20 protein-coding genes are annotated in these 26,869 nt (G+C 60.4%); 9 read left to right on the top strand and 11 right to left on the bottom strand.

Annotated elements, in window-relative coordinates; translation table 11 throughout:
- Nucleotides 1-317: 317 nt before the first annotated feature.
- The 3 genes from HFD92_RS16750 (at nucleotide 318) to HFD92_RS16760 (ending at nucleotide 4,753) form a co-directional block, all read left to right on the top strand.
- Nucleotides 318-1,751: a methyl-accepting chemotaxis protein gene (locus HFD92_RS16750; protein ID WP_167429308.1), complete on the top strand. Its 1,434-nt coding sequence runs from the start codon at nucleotides 318-320 to the stop codon at nucleotides 1,749-1,751.
- Nucleotides 1,752-2,099: 348 nt separating this feature from the next.
- Complete coding sequence (locus HFD92_RS16755) at nucleotides 2,100-2,339, top strand: hypothetical protein (RefSeq protein WP_009093224.1); 240 nt, start codon at nucleotides 2,100-2,102, stop codon at nucleotides 2,337-2,339.
- A gap of 278 nt (nucleotides 2,340-2,617) precedes the next feature.
- Complete coding sequence (locus HFD92_RS16760; protein ID WP_167429374.1) at nucleotides 2,618-4,753, top strand: EAL domain-containing protein; 2,136 nt, start codon at nucleotides 2,618-2,620, stop codon at nucleotides 4,751-4,753.
- Nucleotides 4,754-4,801: 48 nt separating this feature from the next.
- Here HFD92_RS16760 and HFD92_RS16765 read toward each other — a convergent pair whose 3' ends face one another.
- Nucleotides 4,802-5,338 (bottom strand): GNAT family N-acetyltransferase, encoded by a 537-nt coding sequence (locus HFD92_RS16765; protein WP_167429309.1) that lies wholly within the window; start codon nucleotides 5,336-5,338, stop codon nucleotides 4,802-4,804.
- Between the two features lie 245 nt (nucleotides 5,339-5,583).
- Here HFD92_RS16765 and HFD92_RS16770 point away from each other — a divergent pair, with 245 nt between their 5' ends.
- From HFD92_RS16770 to HFD92_RS16780, 3 genes are all read left to right on the top strand, one after another.
- Nucleotides 5,584-6,153, top strand: a complete 570-nt coding sequence (locus HFD92_RS16770) for a pyridoxamine 5'-phosphate oxidase family protein (RefSeq protein WP_167429310.1) — start codon at nucleotides 5,584-5,586, stop codon at nucleotides 6,151-6,153.
- A 286-nt stretch (nucleotides 6,154-6,439) separates the two neighbouring features.
- Entirely contained in the window at nucleotides 6,440-7,894 is a 1,455-nt protein-coding gene (locus HFD92_RS16775; RefSeq protein WP_167429311.1) for a YsnF/AvaK domain-containing protein, read from the top strand.
- A gap of 252 nt (nucleotides 7,895-8,146) precedes the next feature.
- Nucleotides 8,147-10,684: an excinuclease ABC subunit UvrA gene (locus tag HFD92_RS16780; RefSeq protein ID WP_167429312.1), complete on the top strand. Its 2,538-nt coding sequence runs from the start codon at nucleotides 8,147-8,149 to the stop codon at nucleotides 10,682-10,684.
- Here the strand turns inward: HFD92_RS16780 and HFD92_RS16785 are convergent.
- From HFD92_RS16785 to budA, 6 genes are all read right to left on the bottom strand, one after another.
- Nucleotides 10,681-11,541 carry an MBL fold metallo-hydrolase gene (locus HFD92_RS16785; protein ID WP_167429313.1) on the bottom strand — a complete coding sequence of 287 codons (861 nt, stop codon included), beginning with the start codon at nucleotides 11,539-11,541 and terminating at the stop codon, nucleotides 10,681-10,683. The genes HFD92_RS16780 and HFD92_RS16785 overlap by 4 nt on opposite strands.
- Nucleotides 11,542-11,706: 165 nt before the next feature.
- Complete coding sequence (locus HFD92_RS16790) at nucleotides 11,707-13,020, bottom strand: CitMHS family transporter (RefSeq protein WP_167429314.1); 1,314 nt, start codon at nucleotides 13,018-13,020, stop codon at nucleotides 11,707-11,709.
- A gap of 331 nt (nucleotides 13,021-13,351) precedes the next feature.
- Entirely contained in the window at nucleotides 13,352-14,803 is a 1,452-nt protein-coding gene (locus tag HFD92_RS16795; RefSeq protein WP_167429315.1) for a flagellin, read from the bottom strand.
- A 203-nt stretch (nucleotides 14,804-15,006) separates the two neighbouring features.
- Nucleotides 15,007-15,780 (bottom strand): (S)-acetoin forming diacetyl reductase, encoded by a 774-nt coding sequence (locus tag HFD92_RS16800; RefSeq protein ID WP_058957546.1) that lies wholly within the window; start codon nucleotides 15,778-15,780, stop codon nucleotides 15,007-15,009.
- 23 nt (nucleotides 15,781-15,803) lie between these two features.
- Entirely contained in the window at nucleotides 15,804-17,483 is a 1,680-nt protein-coding gene (gene alsS / locus HFD92_RS16805; protein ID WP_167429316.1) for an acetolactate synthase AlsS, read from the bottom strand.
- Nucleotides 17,484-17,497: 14 nt separating this feature from the next.
- A complete protein-coding gene (budA, locus tag HFD92_RS16810) occupies nucleotides 17,498-18,280 on the bottom strand; it encodes an acetolactate decarboxylase (protein WP_009093211.1) in 783 nt (260 codons plus the stop codon).
- Between the two features lie 104 nt (nucleotides 18,281-18,384).
- On the opposite strand from budA, the gene HFD92_RS16815 reads away from it, so the two are divergent.
- Nucleotides 18,385-19,287, top strand: a complete 903-nt coding sequence (locus HFD92_RS16815) for a LysR family transcriptional regulator (RefSeq protein WP_167429317.1) — start codon at nucleotides 18,385-18,387, stop codon at nucleotides 19,285-19,287.
- 71 nt (nucleotides 19,288-19,358) lie between these two features.
- Entirely contained in the window at nucleotides 19,359-19,604 is a 246-nt protein-coding gene (locus HFD92_RS16820; RefSeq protein WP_033736884.1) for a hypothetical protein, read from the top strand.
- Nucleotides 19,605-19,642: 38 nt separating this feature from the next.
- Here the strand turns inward: HFD92_RS16820 and HFD92_RS16825 are convergent, their stop codons facing one another.
- From HFD92_RS16825 to HFD92_RS16840, 4 genes are all read right to left on the bottom strand, one after another.
- On the bottom strand, nucleotides 19,643-22,687 hold the full coding sequence (locus HFD92_RS16825) for an efflux RND transporter permease subunit (RefSeq protein WP_167429318.1): 3,045 nt from the start codon (nucleotides 22,685-22,687) through the stop codon (nucleotides 19,643-19,645).
- Nucleotides 22,684-23,817, bottom strand: a complete 1,134-nt coding sequence (locus HFD92_RS16830; protein ID WP_167429319.1) for an efflux RND transporter periplasmic adaptor subunit — start codon at nucleotides 23,815-23,817, stop codon at nucleotides 22,684-22,686. The genes HFD92_RS16825 and HFD92_RS16830 overlap by 4 nt, the downstream gene beginning before the upstream one ends.
- Nucleotides 23,818-23,910: 93 nt before the next feature.
- On the bottom strand, nucleotides 23,911-25,080 hold the full coding sequence (locus HFD92_RS16835; RefSeq protein WP_140923748.1) for a cell wall metabolism sensor histidine kinase WalK: 1,170 nt from the start codon (nucleotides 25,078-25,080) through the stop codon (nucleotides 23,911-23,913).
- Nucleotides 25,077-25,772, bottom strand: a complete 696-nt coding sequence (locus HFD92_RS16840; RefSeq protein WP_111208817.1) for a response regulator — start codon at nucleotides 25,770-25,772, stop codon at nucleotides 25,077-25,079. Before HFD92_RS16840 ends, HFD92_RS16835 begins: the two co-directional genes overlap by 4 nt.
- Before the next feature lie 129 nt (nucleotides 25,773-25,901).
- On the opposite strand from HFD92_RS16840, the gene HFD92_RS16845 reads away from it, so the two are divergent.
- Nucleotides 25,902-26,690: a MipA/OmpV family protein gene (locus HFD92_RS16845; protein ID WP_167429320.1), complete on the top strand. Its 789-nt coding sequence runs from the start codon at nucleotides 25,902-25,904 to the stop codon at nucleotides 26,688-26,690.
- The last annotated feature ends 179 nt before the right edge of the window (nucleotides 26,691-26,869 follow it).

The following is a 26,869-nucleotide window of genomic DNA, read 5'->3' on the forward strand; positions in this document are numbered from 1 at the left end:
CGAAATTAAGCAGAAAAATTGCAGAGTAGTGTGTAATGAGTACAGGCAATTTCCGTAAAAATAAAGTGTCCTGACAAATTTATTACGTAACGGAATGCTGAGCGCGGCAAAGGGTTACCGGATCGGCTTTCTTCAATAAAATATTTTCAGAACGGCGATTCTTTTATTTTGTCGTCAAAAAATTTGAATTTCTTAAATATCCTGCCAGGATAGAAAGAACAAAAATAGTGCACTATATAATAACGCACTAAAGCAGATGACAGAACTTATTATTGCCCGACTTTTACACACACCAATAACAACATCAGGGAAACCTTATGAACTCACTCCGGCATTTCACCATCCGGCGCGTCGTGCTGTGGATGATGATCATTTCACTGGGCGTGGTTGCACTGGCTGGCGGCTACAGTAGCCATGTGCTGCGCGACATCACTCGTCAGACCGATCGCACCGCCATTCTCACTCAGCAGCTCAGCTTTCTGACGCAAAGCGCTATTGCCATGCAGAGCGGAAGCGCCGCCGACAAAAGTGCGGTGATGGCTGCCATGCCGGAAGGTGCTGACTGGGAGCGTCTGCGTACGGCACTCACCACCACACCTGCAGACTATGCCTCTGCAGCACGGGCGCAACTGAACAGCATCACGCAGCAGCTGGCGCAGCATCAGGCGCCGCTCAGGGCTGACCGGCATCAGCTGCAGGCTGTACTGCTGGCGGCGCTGCTGGCGGCGTTCGCGTTACTGCTGTTCTGCGATCGCTATCTGGTGGTGCATCTGGTGCGTCCGGTGGCAAAAATTCGCGGTCACCTGAAAATCATTGCAGATGGCGATCTGACGCAGGAGCCGGAAGATCTGGGCCGTAACTGTGTCGGACAGCTGGTTCCGCTGGTGAAAGAGATGCAGCACAGCCTGTTGCATATGGTCAGCGCTATCCGCGACAACGCCGCCATTCTTCATCGTGAAGCCGCTGATATTGCCGCAGGTAACGCAGACCTCTCCGATCGCACCTCCACCCAGGCTGCAGCCCTGGAGCAGACCGCCGCCAGCATGGAAGAGATTACCGTCACCGTGCGCCACAACGCGCAGAACGCCCGTGAAGCGCGGGAGCTGGCCGTCAGTACAACCGATACCACGCAGCAGGGCGCGAAGCTGGTGCAGACGGTGACTGCGGCCATTACCAGCATTGCGGAAGGGTCAGAAAAAATTCGTCAGTTTACCGCCACCATTAACGGCATCGCGTTTCAGACCAATATTCTGGCGCTGAATGCGGCCGTAGAGGCAGCGCGTGCCGGTGAGCAGGGCCGCGGCTTTGCCGTTGTGGCCAGCGAAGTGCGCTCGCTGGCGCAGCGCAGCGCGGCGGCGTCTAAAGAGATCGAAGAGCTGATTTCAGATACGGTGGCGCGGGTTGACGATGGCCGCCGGGCAGCGGAGAGCGCCGGCACCACGATGGAAGCCGTGCTGCGCGGCGTTGGCGGCGTGAATGAGCTTATCGGGCAGATTGCGCTGGCGTCAGATGAACAGAGTAAAGGCATCGCACAGGTCACCGTCGCCGTTGCTGAGCTCGACCGCGTGACGCAGCAGAATGCGACGCTGGTGCAGCAGGTGTCAGCCACCGCAGGCAGTCTCAGCGGTCAGACGCAAACGCTGGGCAGCGTCATCACCCGCTTTACCCTCCCGCATCAGGCGGCTGCCGTGGCGAACAGACGCGAAGCCACGGAACAGCCTGGCGGATGGGCTGCCTTTAGTCAGGCCTGACCTCAGTCGCCCGACGAGGAAGGTGCCTGTATGAAAACCGCGTGCACGTTCGCGAATGATTATTACATCGCGCTCTGACACCTTATTTTTTAAGGGCTGAGCGTGCGGCAATAATCGCGGGATGAGTCTGCAACTTATCCTGTCGGTTATTCTTTTATCGATGTGTTTATTATTCAGGCATCGTCAGAAAGATAATTTGCCTTATTTAATCATCGCACGCTGCATTAACGGATTCCACAGGACGGCCTGCTGTGCCGGGCGATTAAAACATAACCAGCATTTATGCTTTGGTCGGGCGCGTGATGGCGTCCGGCCCTCTTTACGGCCACCCTAAGCCGGGAGTTTCATATGGGAAATCAGATTTTACAGCGGCCTGTCGCCGTGCAGTGCAACGTACGTGAACTCCGCCTTGCCGCCGGGTTTTCTCAGGAGATCGCCGCAGAGCGTTTCGACCTCAGCCAGCGTGTCTGGCAGACCAAAGAGGCGTCAAAAAATCCTGCGCGGCTCAGTCAGGGGGAATATGAATTGCTGATGCTGCTGGCCGGGGAGCATCCGCACTTTGAGCTGGTAGCAAAACAGAAAAAATAGGGTTTTCAGCCGCTGTTTTCTATGAAGTTAGAATATGGCAGGCCGATAAACAGATTAAGCGAAGCGCAGCCATCGGCTGCGCCAGATTTTACCGACGGGCCTTTCTTCCGGCAGCGGGTCAGCAGCGCATGCTGCCTGGCCTGTCTGATTGAACGTGTCCTCTTTATGCTGTGTCATGCCGTCCACAGTACCGATCCGCAGAGGAAGTGATCCTGAAACGTCCCGTTTATCATGATGCCGAGGCGGCGCGCCTCGATGCACTCAGGCAGTACCAGATGATGGATTCACCGCCAAACGATGCGCTGGATCGTCTGACTACGCTTGCCGCCAGACTGTTTCAGGTGCCCGTCGCGTTTGTTTCCCTTATTGATGAAAAGCGGCAGTTCTTTGCTTCCCGTTACGGACTGAACATTACGGGTACGTCACGCAACGTCGCGTTCTGCCATCACACCTTAACGCAGGGGCGGATACTCTGTGTGCCGGATACCCTGCAGGATCCGCGCTTCTGCGACAGCCCGCTGGTGCATGGCTATCCCTATATCCGCTTTTATGCCGGTATTCCGCTCTCCACGCCGGATGGTCATCACATCGGCACGGTCTGCCTGACTGATACCCGTCCCCGCGCGCCGCTGACCCCAGAAGATCGGCAGCATCTCAGCGATATTGCCGCGCTGGTGATGGATCGCATGGAGATGCACCGGCTTAAATTACTGCGCTATACCAGTCAGCAGCGGCTGGAGGCGATCTCCTCTACCTCGCCTGACGCCATTATCTGCACGGATCTGCAGCGCGGCATCACCTTCTGGAACCCTGCTGCTACCGCTCTGTTCGGCTACAGCGCGGAGGAGATGCGCGGTCAGTTCGTCAGTGAGCTGATCCCGGCGCGCTGCCAGATCGACTACCGTAATGAACTGGCCCGGATTACCTCCGATGAATCGGCGATCTCGCGTCCGCGCTCTCTGCAGATCTGGGGACTGACGCGTAACGGACGCGAATTTCCGGCCGAGGTCTCTTTCTCCGGCTGGCGTGAAGGGGGAGAGCGGCTGGTGGGCATGATTATCCGCGACGTTACCGCCCGTCATGAAAGTGAGGCTCGGCTTTGTGAGCTGGCCTCTCTCGATATGCTGACGCGCCTCGCCAGCCGCAGCGCGTTTATGGATCAGGTCGCTCAGCTCACTAAAGCGGAGATCCCCTATACGTTACTGATGACCGATCTTGATGGCTTTAAGGAAGTGAACGATACCCTGGGCCATGCGGCCGGGGATGCGCTGCTGTGTCACGTTGCCGAACAGATTCGTACCGTGTGCACTGGTGCGGTGACGGCGGCGCGCCTGGGCGGTGATGAATTTGTCATTCTGCTGACGGGGGGCTGCGCGGAGGCAGCGCTGACGGCAGAGAAGCTGATTGCCGCCGTTCAGACGCCGTTCAGCTATCACGACTCACCGGTTGTGGTCGGCGCCAGCACCGGTATCGCCTCCTACCCGGAGCACGGGCGGGATCCCTCTGCGGTCATGTCCGCTGCCGACCTGGCGCTCTATCGTGCCAAAGCGTCGGGCAAAGGCTGCAGCATCCTGTTCACGCCCGCCTTTCGTGAAGCGGAGCAGCAGCGCCGTCGCTTTGAACGCGAACTGGAGTCCGCGGTGCGGCAGCAGCAGTTCACGCTCTACTATCAGCCCCGCTACGACGTCGAAAGCGGCAAGCTCACCGGCTGTGAGACGCTGGTGCGCTGGCAGCATCCGACGCGCGGCCTGCTGTTGCCGGCTGATTTCATCGCCATGCTGGTGAAGAGCCCGCTTTCCGTCACGCTGGGGGAGTGGATTATCCGGACGGCGCTGGATCAGGTCCGGCAGTGGCAGGTGCGCGCGCCTCATCTTCGCGTCAGCATCAATCTGTTTCCGCGCCAGCTGGTGGGCAACAGCCTGGAGAAGGTGCTCCGGGAGAGTGCCGGTGGCGATGCCGGTTTTGTCGAGCTGGAAGTGGATGAGCCCCTGCTGACGGTGCTGGTTCAGGATATGCCGGTGCAGGTTGAAGCTATCCGCCAGACCGGCGCCTCATTCATTATCGACCATTTCGGACGGACGCTGGGCGCGATTAACCTGCTGCGCTACAGCTTTGTGTCGGGCTTTAAAATCGATAAGTCACTGACGCGCGAGCTGGGCTCCAGCATGCGGGTGCGTATGATGTTCCGGGCTATCGCCGGGCTGGGTAAAAGTCTGGGTATCCGGGTCGCCGCCGAAGGGGTCGAGGAAAAAGAGCAGATCGCGTTTGTGACGACGGCAGGATGCGACATTATGCAGGGGAACGGGCTGTGCCAGCCGCTGAGTCCGGCCGATTTTGAAGCGATGCTCTGCGCAGAAACGCCGTCTCTGCCTGCCGCGGCCATCGCGGCCGGGTCAGGGGCCGCTCTGCGCTGATCGCGCGTCACTGAGGCGGGGGAGAGTCATCTATGGCCTCTCCCGGCCTCAGGGCCGGTACTCCTGTTTCAGCAGGCCGAAGATCCAGTCATCCTGCCACGCGCCGTCCAGAAAGAAATTCTGCCGCAGTGTTCCCTCCTGAACGAAACCCGCCGAGAGCAGGGTGCGGCGTGAGGCTGCATTACCCGCCGTTACCGTGGCGACCAGACGACGGTAATCCAGCTGCTCAAAGCAGAGCCTGATGGTGGCATGCAGTGACTCGCGGCCGTAGCCTTTTCCCTGCGCATGGGCGGCAACAATAAAACCGAACTCAGCAATGCCGTCTCCGCGATCGATAAACCCGCAGAAACCTGCGGGGAGCCCGCTGGATTTTTCCTCCATCACCAGGCAGAGCCAGTGCTGGCAGCCCTTTTCCCATTCAGGCAGGCGAACCTCAAAAGAGCGGGTTCTTATCTCTTCGGCGCTGCGCGGGTCACAGATATATTTCATCACCGATCTGTCCTGACTGACTGCCAGATAGAAGGGCCAGTCCTCAGGGTTGAGCGGCCGGTAGGTCAGACGTGGCGAACGCATTTCAGACAACATAGCCGCCTCCATGGCGTAACGCTTTTCGCGATCTCAGGGATAGCGCAAAAATAACACAGAGACGCAGAAACAGAACATGCGGCACGCATTTTCCCCCTTCCTGACCCGTTCAGTGACGGCCGGATCGGCGAAAGGAGCCCGATCCCGCAGTCTACCTCCCGCGATGGCAGGCCATCTGGTCACTTCGTTGCTACGCTTGAGCAGAGCCGTCTGGCTTGCCCCCCAACCCTGACGAGAGAAACCCGATGGATTTGACACAGTTTGAAGCAACCGCCTGGGCTGCGCTGGAGGCGGCCGCCGCCGATCCACAGGACGCATTTCGTTATCTGGCACTCTGTACCGTTGACGCTGAGCAGCGCCCCCAGGCGCGCACGCTGGTCCTGCGCCAGAGTCGCAGTCCCCGTCGGATGCTGACTTTTCACACTGATGTCCGCAGCCCGAAGTGGCAGGAGATGGCGGCCAATCCGGCGGTCACCGTACTCGGATATTGTCTGCAGCGCCGCCTGCAGCTGCGACTGGCGGGCCGGGTCAGCTGTTATGCGGCGGGGAGTGATATCGCCCGGCAGGCCTGGCAGGCATTACCTCAGCACACCCGGCAGACCTATCAGGACGGGCCGCCGGGCGAGATACCGATACCGGCGAATAAGATGCCCACTGTTCACGCCGCAGACTCTGGCGAGCCGCACTTCGGCGTGGTGATCCTGCAGGTCACCACACTGGAGGGCTACCAGTTACAGCGTAACGACAATCAGCGCGCCCTGTTTCGCTATTCGCCTGACGGCGAACTGAAGGCGTGTCAGTGGCTCAATCCCTGAACGCAGACGTCTCTGTTTCCCGGGCCAGCCTGAAAAAAGGGCTGGCCCTTTTTTTGAGCAGGCTAAGACAGCAATCTGACTGTCTGACACAGTAAGAACCTTTTTTTATCTGCCGCCTCGGTTATGCGATTTTAGCGCCACGTTATCCTCATATGGCTGCGTTTATCTGCATTTTCCTTTCTTTTGCCCATCTTTGTGCCAGGCTTTAACTAACCGAAAAGCAGTGACTTATGCTCAAGGCCAGGAGAAGTACAAATGATCGCTCTGTATGACAGGCAGGTTAACCATGAACAATCAGCCTCCTGAAAAATCAGGGTCAGCGGATAACGAGCAGGTGATAAGCCTTGCTGAAGAAACGGCAAAGGTGTCAACACAGCGGATCAGTGACGGCGTTGTCAGGGTAACCCGGCAGGTCACTGAGCATCAGCAGACGATGGCGCTGATGCTCCGGCAGCAGACGGCGACGATAGAGCGCATTCCCAAATCGGAAAGGCTGGCGGCGATGCCGGCGATCCGGGAGGAAAATGGCGTTCTGATCATCCCGATTGTGGAAGAGGAAGTCGAGATCGTTCGTCATCTGGTGCTGAAAGAGGAGTGGCACATCCGCACGGTCGTCAGCGAGGCGGCGACAGAACAGGTCGTGACCCTGCGCAGACAGCACGCTCACCTGACCCGATCCCCTCATCCAGAGTCATCCGAATCCATCAGCGAGGAACACAACATGGCGCGTGAAACAATCGTAACAATGTTCAGCAATCTCTCACTGGCAGAGGGGGCAAAACGTAACCTGATCAAAGCGGGCTTCCTGGATGATGATATCGATATCATCTCCGGCGAACGGCTACGGACAGAAGGTCATGAGGCCCGCCATCCTGGCTTCTGGCAACGCCTGTTCGGCAATACGCTGGAGGAAGATCAGGCCGAGGTGTATGAAGATGCGATGCGTACCGGCGGGGTAGTGCTGTCGCTGCGCGCTGATGAAGATGAGCTGCCACGCGCGCTGGGCATTCTTGATGCCCATGAAGAGCTGACGGAGCGTACCGCCGCCGTTCCCGGTGACGCTGCGGTTGACAATGGCCTGACGCCGCCAGCCAGCGGAACGTTACCGGGTAACGAGACGGTTAATCCGCTGAACAGTGAGCGCGGCACGACCCGCACCGCGCTGACCGGTGATGAGAGTGATGAGGATGTGCTGCGTCTGGCTGAAGAGCGACTGGAAGTGGGCAAGCGACTGGTCAGCGAAGGCTCGACCCGCGTCCGTCGCTATACGGTCACCGATCGGGTGTCTGAAAATGTCTCGCTGCATGAGCAGCACGCCGAAATCTTCCGCCGCCCGGTGAACGAAGCGGGTTCGCCCGATAATGTCGACTGGTCAGAAAAAACGGTGGAAGTGGAGGAGTCGCACGAGCAGCCGGTGGTCAACAAGACCGCGCAAATCATCGAAGAGGTGGTGCTGCGTAAAGAGGAGAGCGACCGGGTGGAGACCATCAATGACTCGGTGCGCCGTCAGCAAGTCGACATCGACCATGCCCGGGCAGATCACACCCGCGCCGCACCGGTCAGCGGCCAGGGCACGGCGACCGATCCCCTGCCTGAAGGCACGCGACAGGCCCGCGCGGAGCAGGATCACCGCTCGCTGACGCCAGACCATCCCGATCACAAAGAGGGGCTGATGGACAAGGCCGGGGACAAAATTGCGGAAGCGAAAGAGAAGGTCGAAGACAAGTTTAAAAAACCGTGATGCTCTGAGGGCCGGAAGGGGGGCGTCTCTGCCCCTTTCCCGGCTGACTACAGAAGGTCATGTACCTCCGGCCCCCCTTGCCGATTCAAGGCGTTACTCCACTCCATAAATTGTTAAATCCCGGTTCCCTGACTACCCTTGCTGATGTTTTTCAGAAGCGGGCCAGTGCGTCCGCCAGATTAGCCGCTGCAGTTTTCGGCCATTCATCGCAGGCGATCATCAGTCGGCCGCACTTCACCAGGCAGGGACATCATGACAGAACACCGTTTTACCGAGACATATCGCGCTGAAGAAGGGGAGATCGATCCCTTTATCTCCGTGCAGGGCGCGCGCACCCATAACCTTAAAGAGGTGTCGCTGCGTTTTCCCCGTAACGCTATGGTGGTGTTCACCGGGGTGTCCGGTTCCGGTAAATCGTCGCTCGCCTTTGATACGATCTATGCGGAAGCGCAGCGCCGGTTTATCGAGTCGGTTTCACCTCACGCCCGCCGTCTGATCGATCAGGCCGCGGCGCCGGATGTCGATAACATTGATGGACTTCCGCCTGCGGTGGCCCTGCAGCAGAGCCGGGCGGGCGCGCAGGAGCGATCGACGGTCGGCAGCCTCACCCGGATCGCCGTCACGCTGCGTCTGCTTTATTCCCGTGCGGGCACCAGACCGGACGGTGTTCCTTTTATGACGGCCGACTATTTTTCACCGAACAACCCAAAGGGTGCCTGTCCCCACTGCCAGGGGCTGGGAAAGGTTCACACTGTCAGAACTGAGGCGCTGGTGCCGGATAGCTCACTGAGCATCCGGCAGGGGGCTATCGCCGCCTGGCCCAGGGGCTGGCACAACAAGAATCTGCGAAGCATCCTTGACACGCTCGGCTACGATATCGATGCGCCGTGGCACACTCTGTCTGAGCGTGACCGGCAGTGGATACTGCTGACCGAGGAGCAGCCGTCGGTGCCCATCTACGAAGGTCTCAACGCTGAGCAGCGCGAGAAGGCGATAGCGGCAGGCGTGGAACCGGGGTACACCGGCACTTACACCAGCGCCGCAAAAATCGTGTTGCAGAGCTATTCGGGCGGCAGCGAATCGGTCAGAAAACGGCTGGCGCGCTTTGTGGCGGTCACGCCCTGTTCTGAGTGCCACGGTAAACGACTCAACCGCGATGCGCTCTCCGTGACATTTGCCGGGTATGACATAGCCAGCCTGAGCGAGCTGACGGTTTCCGCGCTGGCGGAACGCTTTCGTCCCTATGCCCGTGGCGCCTCTCCCGATCTGCCAGAAGAGCCGGCGCTGCGTGAGGCGGTCATCCGGATGGCGGCAGACATCTGTATGCGGCTTGAGCAGCTTGACGCGCTGGGCCTGGGACATCTCGCGCCGGGGCGTCGCACCACGCTACTCTCCTCCGGCGAGCTGCAGCGCGTCCGTCTGGCAACCCAGATGATTTCGCGCCTGTTTGGCGTGCTGTACGTGCTGGATGAGCCGTCCGCCGGGCTGCATCCTGAAGATGTGAAAGCGCTGCTTGCCTCCCTGAAAAGGCTGGTTCGCGCAGGCAACTCGCTGATAGTCGTGGAACATAACACTGACCTCATCGCGGAAGCGGACTGGCTGATAGAGATCGGACCCGGTCCGGGCGGTTACGGCGGGGCGATCGTCTACAACGGCGCCCCGGCGGGGGTGAAAGAGGTCGAATCGCCCACCTCAGGCTATCTCTTCTCCCGACGCTACACCGGACTGCGCCAGCGGCAGTCGCCGGAAAACTGGCTCAGGCTGGAAGCGATCGACTGCAACAATATTGTCGGGATGGATATCGCCCTTCCGCTGGCTAGAATGACGGCCATCACCGGGGTGTCAGGCTCAGGGAAATCGACGCTGCTGAATCGCGTGCTGCCGGCAATGCTCGGTCATGCGGATAAAGAGTCTGACAGCGAGGAGGGGGAGGACGAGGATCTGGTGCCCGATGTGAAGGGACACGTGGTCAGCGGAAGCGACGCCTTCGGCCGACTCATCAGAATCGATCAGCGTCCTATCGGACGGACGCCGCGCTCCAACCTGGCCACCTATACCGGCTTTTTCGACATCATTCGCCGACTGTTTGCCGATACCCCCGAAGCGAAGGCAAAAGGCTTCGACGCCGGGCGGTTCTCATTCAATCTGCCTGCCGGGCGCTGCCCTGCGTGTGAGGGACAGGGGCAGATCTCCATTGAGCTGCTGTTCATGCCCAGCGCCACGGCCACCTGCTCCGTCTGCGCGGGCAGCCGATACAACCCCGGGACGCTGGAGGTAAGGTGGAACAACCTGACGATTGCGGATGTGCTCGATCTCACGGTGGACGAGGCAACGGCGGTCTTTAGCGGCAACGAAGGGATTCAGCGTTCGCTGTCGGCACTGACGGCGCTGGGGCTGGGATATCTCCGGCTGGGGCAGCCCGCCACAGAACTTTCCGGCGGAGAGTGTCAGCGTATCAAGCTCGCCTGGGAACTGCAGCGGGTCCAGCGCACCGCCACGCTCTACCTGCTCGATGAACCTTCGACCGGATTGCATCCGGCGGATATGGATAAGCTGCTGCGGGTGCTGGATGAGCTGGTTAAACGCGGCCACACGGTCATCATGGCAGAACATAATATGCGTATCGTGGCGGAGTCGGACTGGGTGATCGATCTGGGGCCGGGTTCGGGCGATAAGGGTGGACGGATTGTTTCATCCGGCTCACCGGATGCGGTCAGTCAGTCATCAGAGAGTCTGACCGCTCCGTGGCTGTCAGCCCAGCTGCAAAAGCGAGCGGGCGATCCGGATTAATCGGGCCGGGCACTCTGGCTGAACCGTGGCGCATTAGCCTGCAGGGCCTCCAGCTCACGCGCGTCGTGACTGCAGAAAAAGGTGATCTCGCTGCCGCGCTGACAGGAGAGCTCCCGCAGGCGTTGCTGGTTGTGTCGTCTGGCGCCGTTATCCATCGCCATCATCCACTGGTAAAAACGCAGTCCAGGCGTGCAGTGGCGCGTCTGCTGGCGCATTTCGCCCCGATAGAACCACGCATCACCACCGTGCAGCAGCCAGCCGTCAGGCTGCTGAATGGCGATGCCCGCGTGACCCGGCGTGTGGCCCGCCAGCGGCACCAGCAGAATCTCCGGCGGTAAATCCCGCAGGCGATTAACCGCTTCAAAACCAAACCACGTTTCGCCCTGCGGCTGATAGGTCTCCCAGTGGCTGATCCCACCCCATTGTCCGGGACGGTAACGTTCCCGCGACAGCCAGCTATGACGCTGATGGGCCGTGTCCACCTCCTGCTGTAGCAGGTGGATGCGCGCCTGCGGAAAATCGGTCAGTCCGCCCGCATGATCAAAATCGAGGTGGGTCAGAATAATATGCCGCACATCCTCAGCCCGGAAGCCCAGCGTCCTGACCTGTGACAGGGCGGTCAGTTCGTCGCGACGCTGAATATTGTTCAGCGCGCGGAAAAAGCCGGACAGGCGGCTGCCCGGCGCGTGGATATCCTGGCGGCCAAAGCCGGTGTCGACCAGCACCAGACCGTCGTGGTCCGTCTCAATCAGCAGGCAGTGACAGACCAGATGCGCTTTGATGCCTTTGCTGAATCCATCATAAAATGCTCCGCCCAGTGGGCACATACAGCCACAGTTGAGGTGGTGAATTTTCATCGGGCCTCCATTGCAATCATCGGCAGAATGGCTGAGGTGCTTCGGCTCGTCTCCGGCACGCAGCAGATCAGCCTGGCTTTAGAGTGTAGAGAGGGTTGTAACAGTAGGCGGAGCGGTGAAGCGGATAACCGGGCAAATTTGCCGGTTATCCGCCAGAAAGCAGAGTTAACGATGGAAGAACGGGAAAGCGCCGGTGAGCAGACCGCCCGCCATCAGCACCAGACTGACCAGAATCCCCCATTTAATCGCAAAGCGCTGGTGGTCGCCGATATCGACTTTTGCCAGACCCACCAGCAGATAGACTGACGGCACCAGCGGACTCAGCAGATGGAAAGGCTGACCGACGATAGAGGCGCGGGCGATCTCCTCTGCGGTAATGCCGTAGCTGGCCGCCGTCTGCGCGATGACCGGCAGTATGCCGAAGTAAAAGGCATCATTCGACATAAAGAAGGTGAATGGCAGACTGACCAGCGCGGTGAAGACGGCCAGATAAGGTCCGAAGCTGTGCGGGATCACCGCCAGCAGGCTCTTCGCCATGGCATCCACCATGCCGGTGCCGGAGAGAATACCGGTGAAGATACCGGCGGCAAAAATCAGCGCGGTCACAGCCAGCACGTTACCGGCATGAGAGCTGATGCGCGCTTTCTGCTCCTCCAGGCTTGGATAGTTGAGCATCACGGCAATCGCAAACGCCAGCATAAACAGGATCTGAATCGGCATTAACCCGACCACCAGCAGCACCAGCAGCACGGTGGTCAGGATGAAGTTGGGCCAGAACATCTTCGGACGGCGGTTGGCGGCGCACTCATCGGCATCGCCCAGCCCCAGCTCAATGTTGTCGAGATGGTGATCTTTCAGCGTCATGACGCCTAAACGCTTGCGCTCACGCAGGCCAAACAGAATGGCCATCGCGACCAGGCTGACGCAGGCCAGCAGCATGGCGGGCAGCATCGGGATAAAGATGTCGAGGGCGTCAATGCGCAGGGCGGCGGCGGCGCGGGCGGTCGGGCCACCCCAGGGCGAGAGGTTCATGATGCCGCTGGCGAGGTTGACCAGACAGGTCATCATCAGCACGTTCATACCCAGCCGGTGATAGAGGGGCAGGAAAGCCGCGATGGCGATCATGTAAGTGGTGGAGCTGTCACCATCCAGTGAAACCAGCAGCGTCAGCACGGCGGTGCCGACCAGCACTTTAAGCGGATCGCCGCGCACCAGCCGGAGAATAAAACGGACCAGCGGGTCAAACAGGCCGGCGTCGATCATCAGACCAAAATAGAGAATCGAGAAGGTCAGCATGACACCGGTGGGGGCCAGCTTTTTGACGCCATCCAGCATCATTTCGCCCAGTCCCGCGTAAAAACCGCCAATCAGCGCAAAAATGGTTGGTATCAGGATCAGCGCAATTAAGGCTGACATGCGTTTGGTCATGATGAGATACATGAAGCAAACAACCATGGAAAAACCCAGTATCGTCAGCAAAATAACAGCCCTCACAATGGCGTAAAAGTAATGAAAAGGTGGCGTTCAGTCAGGAAAATTCAGGAAATTGCTTAGCGTGGTAACGATTAACCTGTTGTTTTAATTAACCCTGAGCAGAAAGATGATATTAAATTGTTATCATTTTTTAGCATTTCTTTAACAGGGAAGGGTGATCGGGATCATCTTTAAACGAATGTTAAACGAGATTGTGTGACTGAGATCAAACGATAGGGGGGCGTCAGAGGGAATTACGGGCCAGACGGGGGCTGATGCAGCGGCGAAAAGCCGTCAAGGGGAAGCGGCTGAGCGCGAGCGCTCAGCCGGATGGGCTTTAATTATTCAGCAACTGGATAATCATCTCAGGCGTTTTGTTGGCCATTTTGCTGACAGCGGTCTGCCCCTGCTGGATAATCTGGCTGCGTGCCAGCTGGCTCGCTTCTTCCGCATAGTCAGCATCCTGAATACGGCTGCGGGCGGTGGCGGTATCCACACCCTGCTGCGACAGCACATTCCGGTTCGACTCGTAGCGGTTAATCTTCGCGCCATAGAGCGACTGATAACTGCTGATCTTCTCCAGGGCTGAATCCAGCGCTTTCATGGTGACGGAGATGTCACCGCTGGTCAGCAGCGTGGTGTTATTCAGCTTCAGCGTTTTGGTGTCCGAGGGCGTGGCCGGAATCGAGTCCGACTGCACCGGCTGACCATAATCCGCACTGGTAATCACCTCCATCGGCTGGCTCTTATGCGGCGGTATGGCGGGCATCCCTTTCGGCTCAGGCAGGATCCCCCAGGTCAGATTGCTGGTGAAAGATCCGTTGCCGACCACCACCACAATCAGATCTTCGCTGACGGTATCCAGCGTGATGCGCTCCAGCCGGTTGCCGGTAATGGTGCCGTTGTTGAAATCGCCGCTGGTGGCATCTTCATAGCGATCGCCGTCACCACTGTAGGTGATGTTCATGCCGTTGTAGCTGCCGCTGTTACTGCCCGCCAGCGCCCAGCTCGATCCCCCTTCCAGCAGAGAGGAGCTGTCATAGGCCGCGTTGCTGTCAAAGCCGTTACTGCTGGTCAGCAGGCGCGATTTTGCGGTCGCCGCATCGGTTATCCCCTTGCTGGTCCAGGTGTAGTCGGGCGCGCTGCCTTCCAGCGGCGTGCCGACCAGATGCTTACCGTCGCGGGTAAACAGCTGAAGGTCATCATCCTGACCCAGCGAGTCGATGGTGATGGTAATCGACGTCGCGCCTGCCGGAATATAGGCCAGCGGGATCACCCCGGAGCTGAAGGAGTAATTCCTGCCCGAAACCGGAAATTTGGTGTTGATGGGATCAACGTTGCCCAGCTTGGCGGGCGGGAGATCGGGATTATCGGTCGCCAGCGGATAGCGGCCAAAAATCTCGGTATGATCGGCCACTTCATCAATCCCGGCCAGAATCTGCTGATACTGGGCGTTAACGCTCTGCCGATCCGCATCAGAGAGCGTGCCGTTCGCCGCCTGCACGGAGAGCGTGCGGGCCTGAATGAGCAGATTGGCGATGGTGTCCAGGCCGCCGCCTGCCGTCTGGGAGTAGCTGATCGCGTCATTGAGGCCGCGCGCAACAACCGCATCGGCATTCACATTGGCCGTCATGCGGTTGGCAATGGCCTGGCCCGCCGCGTCATCTTTAGCACTGTTAATCCGCATCCCTGATGAAAGTCGTTCAACCGTTCGTCCCAGAACAGAGTCAGTGCCGTACCGCGTTTTGTTCGCTATCGCGGCGGTGTCGTTATGGTTGATTGTTAACATGGTCGCTTCGAACAGGGAGAGGAGTCTTTGATTTATCGGCAGGGTGATAAGCAGCTTTAACCTCTGCAGTGACAAAAAACCAGCAGGGGCGCGGCCAGGCGGGCAACCTGCTGATGGTTAACCGCTTTTCAGATAAAAAATATTTAAGGGTGAAGCCGGGCAGGAAAAACAGCTGCTGCGCGCTGGCGCAGCAGGCAGGGGGATCAGTTAAAGACCATGCCGCCGTCGATCAGCAGAGACTGGCCGGTCATGTAGTCGGAGTCGGGGCTGGCGAGATAGGCCACGCAGGCCGCCACATCTTCCGGCTCAGAGAGACGTCCCAGCGTAATGCGTCTGGCGAACGCTTCCGTGCCGTAACCGGCAGGTTTTCCGGCCGCTTCCGAGATCTGCCGATCGATCGCTTCCCACATTGGCGTCCTGACGATGCCGGGACAGAAGGCGTTGACCGTGATGCCGGCCGCGGCCAGGTCGCGCGCTGCGGTTTGTGTCAGGCCCCGCACGGCAAATTTACTGGAACTGTAGACGGCCAGCTCCGGGTTGCCGACGTGTCCGGCCTGAGAGCAGGCGTTGATAATTTTGCCGCCGTGCCCTTCAGCCGCAAAGGCCTTTATCGCCGCCTGCATACCCCAGATCACGCCTTTGACGTTGACGTTGTAAACCTTGTCGACCACCTCTTCGGTAATCTCCGCAATCGGCGTCGAGGGGGCAATACCGGCGTTGTTGACGATGACGTCGAAGCCCCCCAGCGCACGACGCGCCTCCTCAACTGCCGCCATCACCTGATCGCGCTGCGACACATCTACTTTCAGCGCGATCGCTTTACCGCCCTGCTGAGTAATCTTCTCCGCCACCTGACGGGCGGTGTCCTGATTAAAGTCCGCCACCGCGACCGCCAGTCCATCTTTCGCCAGACGCAGGGCAATCGCTTCACCAATGCCCTGGCCTGCGCCGGTTACAAATGCCACTCTGTTTTTCATCGTGATTTCCTTTTTGCATGAAATTAAAGAAGCTGGCTCAGATGCAGCTGGCCCATCAGCAGCGGGTTATCGGCGTAATCCACCGGGACAGCCACTACCGCAGGTCCCTGAACATCCATCGCTTTACGCAGCGTCGGCTCCAGTTCTGCCGCGCTGGTCACCGCAAAGCCTGCTGCGCCAAACGCTTCGGCATAGGCTTTGAAATCGACCGGGCCAAAGTTAACGCCGGAGACGCGCTGATATTTTTTCTCTTCCTGTATCGCCACCATGTTGTAGGCGTTGTCGACCCAGACGATGTGCAGAATGTTGGCTTTCAGCCGGACGGCGGTCTCCAGCTCCATGCTGGACTGCAGGAAGCCACCATCGCCCGAGACCGAAACGACTTTGCGCTGCGGGTCGACCAGCCAGGCCCCGATTGCCCACGGCAGGGCGACGCCCATGGTCTGCTGACCGTTGGAGATCATGATCTGGCGGGCGCGGAAGCTGTAGAGATAGCGGGCGATCCAGATGTGGAAGCTGCCCATGTCCACCGTGAGGCTGACGTCGCTGTTAATGATGTCCTGCATGGCACGCACGATGCGCAGCGGATGCAGGGCAAACTGATTGAGGCTGGCACCCTGCATCGCCAGCAGTTTCCGCTGCTGCTGACGGTCATCGAGGATGGTGGCGGCTTCCGGCGTCAGCTGCAGCGGCGCGGTGATGCGCGCCGCCAGTTTACGCAGCGTGGCGGCGATATCGCCCACCAGCTCGGCGTCCGGCAGGTAGCGGTTGTCGGTCTCTGCGGGGATCACGTCGATGTGAATCAGCGTGGCGTTGCCGCTGTTCCACATGGCCGGTTCATACTCCACCGGGCTGTAACCGATGGTGATGATCAGATCAGCCTGTTGCAGCAGCCGATCGCCCGCCTGGTTGTTAAATAATCCGACGCGTCCGGCAAAGCGTGAAAAGTGCTCCTGGCGGATGGCACCGGCGGCCTGATAGGTACTGGTGACCGGGATGTGACTGCGGCTCAGCAGATCGTGGATCGCCTCGCTGTTCTCGGGCTGACTCGCCATCAGTCCCAGCAGGATGACCGGATTTTTAGCCCCGGCGATGGCCTGGCTCACGGCATCGATCATCGCGTCCGGTGCTGCGCCCAGGACGGGACGCGCTTTGCTGCTCAGTGCTTTGCCGGTAACAGGCTGGTCGACAATATCCTGCGGCAGGCTGACAAACGCGCCGCCGCCCCGGCCATGTTCGGCGTGACGAAACGCATTCGACAGGCACTCGGAGAGCGCGGAGGGATCGGTGACCTCAACTGCATATTTGGTGATCGGGCGGAACATCGAGACGGTATCCATGCTCTGGTGCACCTGTTTGGCGCTGTCGGAGCGTTTTACCTGGCCGCCGAGGGCGACCACCGGGTCCCCTTCGCTGGTGGCGGTCGCCATGCCGGTGATCAGGTTAGAACAGCCCGGTCCGGAGGTGACCAGCGCCACTCCCGCATTGCCGGTAAGGCGGCCTACGGCTGCTGCCATGAACGCCGCGTTCGCCTCGTGGCGAACCGGAATCGTCTGGATGGAGGAGTCCAGCAGGGAGTCAAAAACCTTATCAATCTTGGCGCCGGGAATACCAAAGACGTGGCGGACGCCCTGCGCCTCAAGCTGCGCGACCACCAGGTCAGCGCCACAGGTCCAGAGCGTGGTATCGGTTGGAGTTTTCATCGTCATTCCTCTGATTAGCTTTCGACCGCACGGATGGCAGCGTCAAGATTGGCGGGGTTCAGGTCGGCATTGAGAAAGTCACTGTCCTGCGGCAAATCCACGACCAGTTTGCTGATGGCACCGAAGGTCAGGGTTCCCTGTTCCAGCGCATAATCCAGAATGTGTCCACCGCCTTCGCGATCGTCGGTAATAAAATGTTCGTGATAGCCCGCGACGTTAATCCCCTGCATGTACTGGGGTGTGCGGAAGCCGATCAGTTCCCCCGCACGCTGGCGGAACGCAAAGGTCGGCTGATCGCCCAGCACTTCCGGCATGGAGCGATAGGGGCGACACTGGCACGGCACGGTGCGGGTCTCGACCCGGCTGAAACGGCCACTGATCCGCAGCGCGCAGAACTGGTTGTCGGAGGTGATTTCGCTGTCGATCACCTGATGGATGGCCTCACGCGACATCGGCCGGTCAAACTCAAACAGATATTGCGGTTTGAAAAAGGTCATGACAGCAAACGGGGTTTTCTGCGCCGGATCGGCCGGATGGGCGCTGCCATCGGCGTGCAGCTGGTAAACCTGACTGTCAAAGGCGATCAGCTCGCCATCCAGCCGGTTAAAGGTGCCCAGGCCAAAATCGCCTTTGCGCAGAAGATCGGCAATCCGCGTGTTCCCGTCATAAACGCCGCTCAGTAGCGCACTCATTAAAGAGGTCTGATAGATAACACTTTCTGGTGCATCCTGGGAAAGCGTTAAGACAGTTCGTTTTAGTTGATCCTCACAGGAACAATCAGTTACACAATTGCTCATTTGATGCCTCGTAAGTTAACCGTTAAGCCGTGTTAACCTAAGGGTGAACCGATTCAGTCGTAAGATCCAATAGCGAAACCTGTTAACTTTGAGACGTTTTTGATATGGAACTGCGCCACCTGCGTTATTTTGTTGCCGTTGCCGAGACGCTTCACTTCACCCGCGCCGCCGAAATGCTGGGGATATCGCAGCCGCCGCTGAGTCAGCAGATATTGCGGCTGGAGCAGGAGATTGGCACGCCCCTGCTGAAGCGGCTGACGCGCGGGGTGGAACTCACCGAGGCCGGCGAGGCTTTTCTGGCGGATGCCGTGCAGATTGTGCAACTTGCCGACCAGGCGCTGGAGAATGCGCGCGGGATTGCCCGTGGGATCAGCGGCCAGCTGTCACTGGGTTTTGCCAGCTCGGTTGCCTTTAATCCTCATATCTTTACCCTGATCCGCCGCTTTACCGGGCGTTATCCGGCGATGGAGTTGCTGACGCGCGAAGAGAACATGTCCCTGCTGATGCAGGATTTGCAGGAGGGATTGCTGGATGCCGCCTTTATCCGGCTGCCGTGCGAAAGCAGCAAGGCGTTTAATCTGCGCGTCATCTCCACCGAAAAGATGCTGATTGCGCTGCCGCGCAGCCACCCTCTCAGCGGCACACCCGTCCTGCCCTTATCGGCCCTGGCCAGTGAAACCCTGGTGATTTTCCCGCGTAACGTTTCGCCCAGCCTGTATGAGCTGATTGTCACCGCCTGTCTGCGGGCGGGGTTTTCGCGCCACACTTTCCAGCAGGCGCCGCAGATCACCACGTCACTCGGTATGGTGGCGGCAGGGTGCGGGATTGCGCTGGTGCCGGAGTCGATGCGCTGCGTTGATAACCCGGACGTCAGCTTCAGCGATATCGAAAATAACACGCTGTTCACCGACGTGGCGTTTGCCTGGCGGCGGCATCACCCCTCGAAAGCGGTGCTGCATCTGCTGTCGCTGCTGGCGGAACAGTCGGCTTCAGGCGAAGCGGGTTGATAAGCGCCAGCTATTGAACTGAAAACAATAACCAGCTGGCGGGCGGTGGGCGGGATATTAATAATCGGGGCATGACTACATACCGCGTAAGAGTCGGGTTTCATAACCCGTCAGCCCTGACATTCAGGCAACTGGATGAAATTCTGGAGCCGCAGCGATTCTGGAGAACAGATTCGGCGGGTGGCCAGTTCCGCTATTTCATGGAGTATGAGTACCAGTCTGACGTGCGCGACCTCTGTTCGGTCTGTTCGCTGGCCTATACCCAGGCCTGTAAAGTCAGAAAGTGCCCGCTGATTCTGGTGGAGGTGATGAACTGAGCATGCCAGGCGATCCCGCGGGATCGCCTGACACCGTTTCAGCGCGACCGGCGCTGCATCAACAGGCTTAGCGCGGCGGGCAGCACGGTGAGCGTCACCAGCGTCCCGCTGACCAGCCCCCCGATAATCGCCAGCGCCATCGGCCCCCAGAAAACCTGATGGGCGATGGGGATCATGCCGAGGATCGCGGCGCAGGCGGTCAGCAGGATAGGCCGCGCGCGGTGATGCGCCGCCTGGCGGATGGCCTCACCCGCGGCCAGCCCGGCGCGGGCATTCGCATCCACTTCACTGATCATGATCACCGCATTGCGGATGATGATACCTGCCAGTGCAATAATCCCCAGCAGCGCCACAAAGCCCAGCGGGGTGCCGGTCGGCAGCATGGCGGAAACGATGCCGGGCAGGCCGAAGGGGGCCATGCTCAGCGCGAGCAGCATGCCGGAAAAGCGTTGCAGCTGAATCATCAGCAGGACCAGCATGGCGCAGAGCGTCATCGGCAGCAGGGCAAAGACCGAACTGTTGCCCTTGTCCGACTCCGCTACCGTGCCCGCTTCCTCAATCGTGTACCCGGCAGGCAGGGAAGCACGCAGGGCGGCGATAGCCGGTGCCAGCTTTTGGGAGACCGCTTCCGCCCGCTGGCCGGGAGCGATATCCGTCTGCACCGTGATGTAGGGCAGCCGCTGACGCCGCCAGATCACCGGATCATCCACGCCCCACTTCAGGGTCGCCACCTGGCGCAGCGGGATTTTCTGACCGCTGGCATTGGTGATCATCAAACCCGCCAGCGTCGCCGTATCCTGCCGCTCGGCGTCATTGCCGCGTAGCACCACATCAATCAGCCGGTTGCGGTCGCGCAGTGTCGTTACCACGCTGCCGGACATAAGGGTATTCAGGGCACGGGCTATCGTCCCGGAGGAGAGTCCGGCCGCGCGGGCTTCGGTCTGATTGACGGTCAGCGTCATGACGCGCTCCGGTTCTCCGGCGGTCAGATTGACCTCGCGGGTCAGCGGTGAGCGGGCAATCAGCGCCGCCAGCCGGGACGCCGCCAGCCGGACATGACCATAATCCGGTCCGGTAAGGCGGTATTTCAGTGGCCAGCCAACCGGCGGTCCCAGCTCCAGCGGCGAGACCCGTGTGGTGATATCACTGAAGTTCTCAGCGAGCCTGCTCTCCAGCCTGCGCTGCAGCCGGTCGCGCACCGTCAGGTTTCTGGCGACCACTACCAGCTGTGCGATGTTTTCATTCTCCAGCAGCACATCCATTGGCAGATAGAAACGGATGGCACCCGACCCTGCGTAGCTGCTGAAGCTGGCGACATCGCGGTCATGGCGCAGCACCTCTTCCAGCTGTGCGGTCCGGCGCGTGGTTTCAGCCTGCGTCGCACTGGCGGGAAGCGTGAGGCTGACCAGCAGTTCGGGGCGGTCGGACGCCGGGAAAAATTCACCCTGCATAAACGTGGTGGCGTACAGGCTGACCAGCAGCACCGCCAGCGCCGCGCTCACCGTCACGCCCCGATGACGCAGAATGACTTCCAGCAGCCAGTGATAGCCGCGCATCAGCACGCCCGGTCGCGGGTCGGCATGATTCAGTTTTGCCGACAGCAGCCAGCAGCCGGTAAGCGGAGAGAAGATCACCGCGACGACCCACGAGCAGAGCAGCGCCAGCGCGATCACCACAAACAGCGAGTAGCAGTACTCGCCGGCGCTGGAGGCGGCAAACCCGACCGGAATGAACCCGGCGATCATGACCAGCGTGCCGGTCAGCATCGGAAAGGCGGTGGTTTTAAACGCCCAGGTGGCGGCCTGCCACTTACTGTCACCCGCTTCCAGCCGGGCCACCATCGCCTCGACGGTGATCATGGCGTCATCCACCAGCAGCCCCAGTGCGATAATCAGCGCACCCAGCGAGATGCGTTGCAGCCCGATACCGGCCAGCAACATACCGGTAAAGGTCATCGCCAGCACCAGCGGGATCGCCGCCGCCACCACCAGTCCGGCGCGCAGCCCCAGCGAGATAAACGACACGGCTAACACAATCACTACGGCTTCGCCCAGGATTCGCACAAAACCGCTGACCGCCGTTTTTACCACCGCAGACTGATCGGCAACGCGGGTCATGGTGATGCCGTGCGGTAACTGACCAGCCAGCGTCTGCATGCGCTGATTCAGCTGCTGACCAAAGTCGAGCAGGTTGCCGCTGGCGGCCATGGAGACGGCCAGCCCGATAGCGGGCACGCCATTGACCCGGAACGTCGGGGCGGGCGGTTCGGCGGGTTGCAGGCTGATCGTCGCGAGATCGGTCAGCGGGATAAAGCGATCGCCGATATGCAGTGTCATCGCCTGCAGGCTGTCGACGGAGGTCAGGGTGCCGCTGACCCGCAGCGCAATATTCTCGCGGTCGGTGCGCAGGCTGCCCGCCGGAACGACCTCGTTCTGCGCGTTGATGGCGTCGCTGACCTGCTGCAAATCGAGACCCATGCCATTGAGCTTTTGCGGAGAAAAGGCGATAACCACCTGTTGCTCCTGCACACCCAGCAGCCGGGTTTTGCCGATGTCGGGCAGCGTCGCCAGAGCGCGCCGCAGGTTATCGACGCGGTCGCGCAGCTCACGGGCGGTAAAGCCCTCAGCCGTGAAGCCATAAATCGTGCCGAAGGTGTCATCAAACTCGTCGTTGACCGCCGGACCCTGCACGCCCTGCGGCAGAGAGGTGCTCACATCCTGCATCTTTTTGCGCAGCTGATACCAGATGCCCGCGACCTGAGACGGCGGCGTATCGTCACGCAGATTGACATAGATGACCGTCTGCCCGGCGCGGGTCTCACTCTCCACCGTATCGAGAGAGGGGAGTTCCTGCACCTTCTGCTCCAGCACGTCCGTCACCAGCTGCACCATGGTATTAACGTCGGCGCCCGGCCATTGGGCAGAGACCACCGCGGTTTTGATGGTAAACGCCGGATCTTCATTACGTGACAGATGTTCATAGCTCATCACGCCCGCGGCCATCACCAGCAGCATAAAAAAGACCACCAGCTGCTGATGCGCCAGCGCCCAGCCAGAGAGGTTAAAGCCAGCCGGTTTTTTCATGGTTCCTCCTGTGCAGGCAACACTTTTTCGCCGGGCTGCAGGGTGGCGACGCCAGCGGTAACGATGCGCTCGCCCGGCTGAATACCGGATGCGACGAAGATCTGCTGAGCGTCAAAGCGGGCCAGCACCACCGGGCGAAGCTGCAGACGGGAAGCCGCATCCACAACCAGCAGCGCCGGCTGGTCGGCTAAGCGCGTCAGGGCGCTGGCGGGCAGGGCGATGACCGGCGGTTGCGTATCGGGCAGATTGACCATAACGGTGGCGCCGGGGGCCATCGCCTCGGGCGGCTGATTCAGCGTGACACGCAGCCGCCAGGTGCGGGTCTGCGGGTCAGCCTGCGGACTGATGTCACGGACCGTGCCGCGGGCCTCGGTGCCGGGGTCGGCAAGCAGCGTCACCTTCAGCGGTGTGCGCTCAGCGATCTGCAGCCGCTCGGTGGTGGTCAGATCAAACACCGCATCGCGAGCATCCCCCGCGGCCAGCGTCATCACGCTTTGTCCGGCGCTGACCACCTGACCCGGCTGAACCGTGATAGCGGTGATCCGGCCCGCAGCAGGGGCCGTCAGCCGGGTCCAGCTGAGGCTATCCTGAGCATTTTTCAGCGCCGCTTCGCTACTGAGACGGCGGGACTGCGCGCTCTGCCAGTCCGCCTGGGCACTGTCCAGCTGGCTGCGGGCGATAGCACCGCCGGGCATCAGCAACCGCATCCGATGCAGATTCAGCGCGGCGACCCGCTCCGTAGCCCGGGCGCTGTCGAGATCGGCCCGGGCGCTGCTCAGCTGGTTACGCGTCTGATCGTTTTCCAGCGCCGCCAGCGGTTGCCCGGCACTGACCCGATCGCCCAGTTCAGCCGTGCGGCTGACGACCCGCCCGTCGAGCCGGAAGGCCAGGGTGACTTCGTCATGCGCCCGGATTTCACCGGTCAGCCGCAGAGAGGCCGCACCGCTTGGCGGTGGCGCGGTCACGGTTTTTACCGGGCGGGGCGGAGCTGGCGGCGGGGCCGCACTGTTATCGCGGCAGCCGGTCATGATCAGCACCCCGGACAGCACAAAGACGAACGGCACCACGAGGTGAACAGAGAAGAGATGACGCCAGATCTGGCGGGCAGCATCAGATAAGAAGTCTGTCATAGCCGGGTTCCTGTAATGAGTTGTGCTCATTGAACCCGGCCCGTGTCCAGAAACGTTCCATGAACCATCAAGAAATGGTCAAGTCAGAACAATTTATCGATCCGGGAGTGTTATCCGAATCAGCAGGCCGCCGTCGGCGGGTAGCGAGGCGGTGATCGTCCCGCCGTGCGCGTCGACAATGGCTTTGGCAATGGACAATCCCAGTCCGCTGCCGCCGGAGTGGCGGGCGCGTGAGGAGTCGGCGCGGGTAAAGCGGTCAAACAGCTGTGGCAGGAAGTCCGGATCCACGCCCTGACCGTAATCGCGGAAGGTCAGTATCGTGGCCCGGGCGTCCCGGCTGGCGGAGATGAGCAGCACACCGCCGTCCGCCGCGTAGCGCAGCGCATTTTCGCAGAGGATGGTCACCACCTGCCCCAGCCGGAACGCATCGGCGCAGAGCAGCAGGTTGTCAGGGGCTTTCACGCGGAGGGTCAGGCCTGCCTGCTCTGCCTGCGGCAGCAGCCAGCCGGTGCGCTCACGCAGCAGCTCGGCGGGGTTAAAGCACTCCGGGTTCAGCGTAAGCTGCCCCGCATCCGCCAGTGACAGCAGATGCAGTTCGTCAGTCAGCCGGCTCAGTTGTGTCAGCTGCTTCATGATCATCGCCAGCTGCTGGGGGTCGGCCGGAAAAACGCCATCCAGAATGCCCTGCAGACGGCCCATCGCCGCCGTCAGCGGAGAGCGCAGTTCATGCGCCATCGCGACGTGAGAGGCGCGCAGCTCGCGCTCGTAACGCGCCAGCTGCTGTGTCATCTGATTAAAGTCTTCGGTAAAGCGCACCAGCTCCTGCGGGGCCGCGTCAACAACCGCCGCCGGGCGGCCAAACTCCCCCTGCGACACCGCACGCGCCGCCGTTGCCAGCTGGCTGAACTGTGCGGAGAGCGGACGCGCAAAGCGCAGCGCAATCAGTACCATAAGCGGAATGGTGACCACGACCAGAAGGATGACGGTCAGCCAGTCAGAGGAGGCCAGCGACGGATCGGAAAAATTGATGCCCCAGTATTGATCGACAATCTGATGGAAGCGCGCCGGATCGCTGGCGGGATGCTGGCGCAGCCGGGTGAACTCCTCCACCAGCGCGGGGGGCATCCGGTGGTAAACCCAGACCGCCTGCACCGCAAATCGCAGCCACATACAGAGGGCGATCAGCACTACGCTGCCTATCGCCAGCAACAGGACCCGGATGCAGATCCAGCGCCACAGTGAGGTGTGGGTTGCGTTCTTCATGGCTGTCTGAACCGGTAGCCGACGCTGCGTACCGCCGGCAGCACATCAGCGATGCCGGCGGCTTCCAGTTTACGGCGCAGGTTGTAGACATGGGTATCGACTACCCGCTCCAGCGCATCACTTTCCGGCAGGCAGTGCTCCAGCAGAAACAGGCGGGTAAAGGGACGCGTCGGAGCGCGCATCAGCGTGACCAGCAGGGAAAACTCGGTGGGCGTCAGATCGAGCCGGTGTGGGGCGTCGCTGTCACCCTCCACGATCGCGGTGAGCGCCTCGGGATCGACCGTTAAACCAGCCCAGCGCAGGACCCCGGCCGCGGCCGCGGGCGGCTGGCTGCGGCGCAGAACGGCCTGCACGCGCGCCACCACTTCACCGGGATGATAGGGTTTTACCACATAGTCATCGGCCCCATAGCGCAGCGCACCGATGCGATCGGGCGCGTCACCCATCGCCGTGACCATGATCACCGGGGTATCGTCACGCCGCCGGAGCGCCGCCAGCACCTCGGTGCCGTTCATGCCGGGCAGCATGATATCGAGCAGGATCAGATCGGGCTGCCAGCGTCTGGCCGCCTCCAGCCCGCCCGGTCCGTCACCGGCTATCGTAACCGCATAGTTTTCACGTTTCAGGTAAGCCTCAAGGACGCCCGCTGCATCCGCGTCATCTTCAATAATCAGTACACGTTTTTCCTGCATTTCCGGACCACCTTGACTGTTTCTTCATAAATCCCTGGCCGTTCATTGATACGCGCCTCGCATACTCACCTCCGGTGACGCGGTACTGACTCCCCAGCTCCGCACCGGATGTGATAATGAGGAAACGTGATGATAACCGGAAAAATAACGCTTCACATGGTCTGTTTGTCGCTGGGTTTCAGTGCCGCCGCCGCGATGGCCGAAGAGAGTCCCACGCCGCCTCCCAGCATGACGCTGGGCATTGCGGGCATCAACGCACCGCGCTACAGCGGCGCAACGAGGAATCACTGGCAGGTGATGCCGGTGATTCAGGCGCGCGACGGAGCGTTTTTTCTCGATTCGCAAAAAGGTATCGGCTATGACCTGCAGGCGGATAACGGACTTTACCTTGAGCATACGCTGGGCTACGGGCTGGGCCGCTCAGACCAGAACTCCTCCTGGCGTGACGGGGATGACCGGCTGCGGGGAATGGGAAATATCAACGCGACGGTCAATACCGCGCTGGCGCTGGGCTGGTCTGTGACGCCGTGGCTGGTGCTGGAGGGGAAAGCGACGCTGCCATTGAGTGACAGTCAGGGCGTGCAGTACCGGACGTCGGTCACCCTGATCCCCTGGCAGACCACGGACGATACCGTGGCGCTGCAGGTGGCCGGTCTGTTCGGTGATGGACGCTACATGAACACCTGGTACGGCGTGAACAGCCAGCAGAGTGCGCGCAGCGGGTTTGCACGGTATAACGCTTCAGGGGGATTTTATGGAACGGACGCCAGCCTGACCTGGAGTCATCAGCTGACCCCTGCCTGGGCAGCCAGCGTCACGGGTGACTACAGCTGGCTCGATAAATCTGCCTCCGATAGCCCCATTGTCGCACGGCACGATGGGGCCGGGGTCACGCTGGCCCTCAGCTACTCCTTCTGAGCCACATGGGAATAAGCGGGATGCGCAGTCACCGTGCTCTGCTTGTCGCGCTCATTCTGTTATATCTGCTGGTCTTTACCCTGACCGGTGTCGCACTGAGCCTGTTTGATGCGCCGGAGCCGGGCTGGTGCGACAGGGAGGCGACAGAGAGGGTCGGGCGCCTCCCTTATGCTGACGCT

This window comes from Pantoea sp. EKM101V (assembly GCF_011800325.1).
Lineage (GTDB): Bacteria > Pseudomonadota > Gammaproteobacteria > Enterobacterales > Enterobacteriaceae > Pantoea > Pantoea anthophila.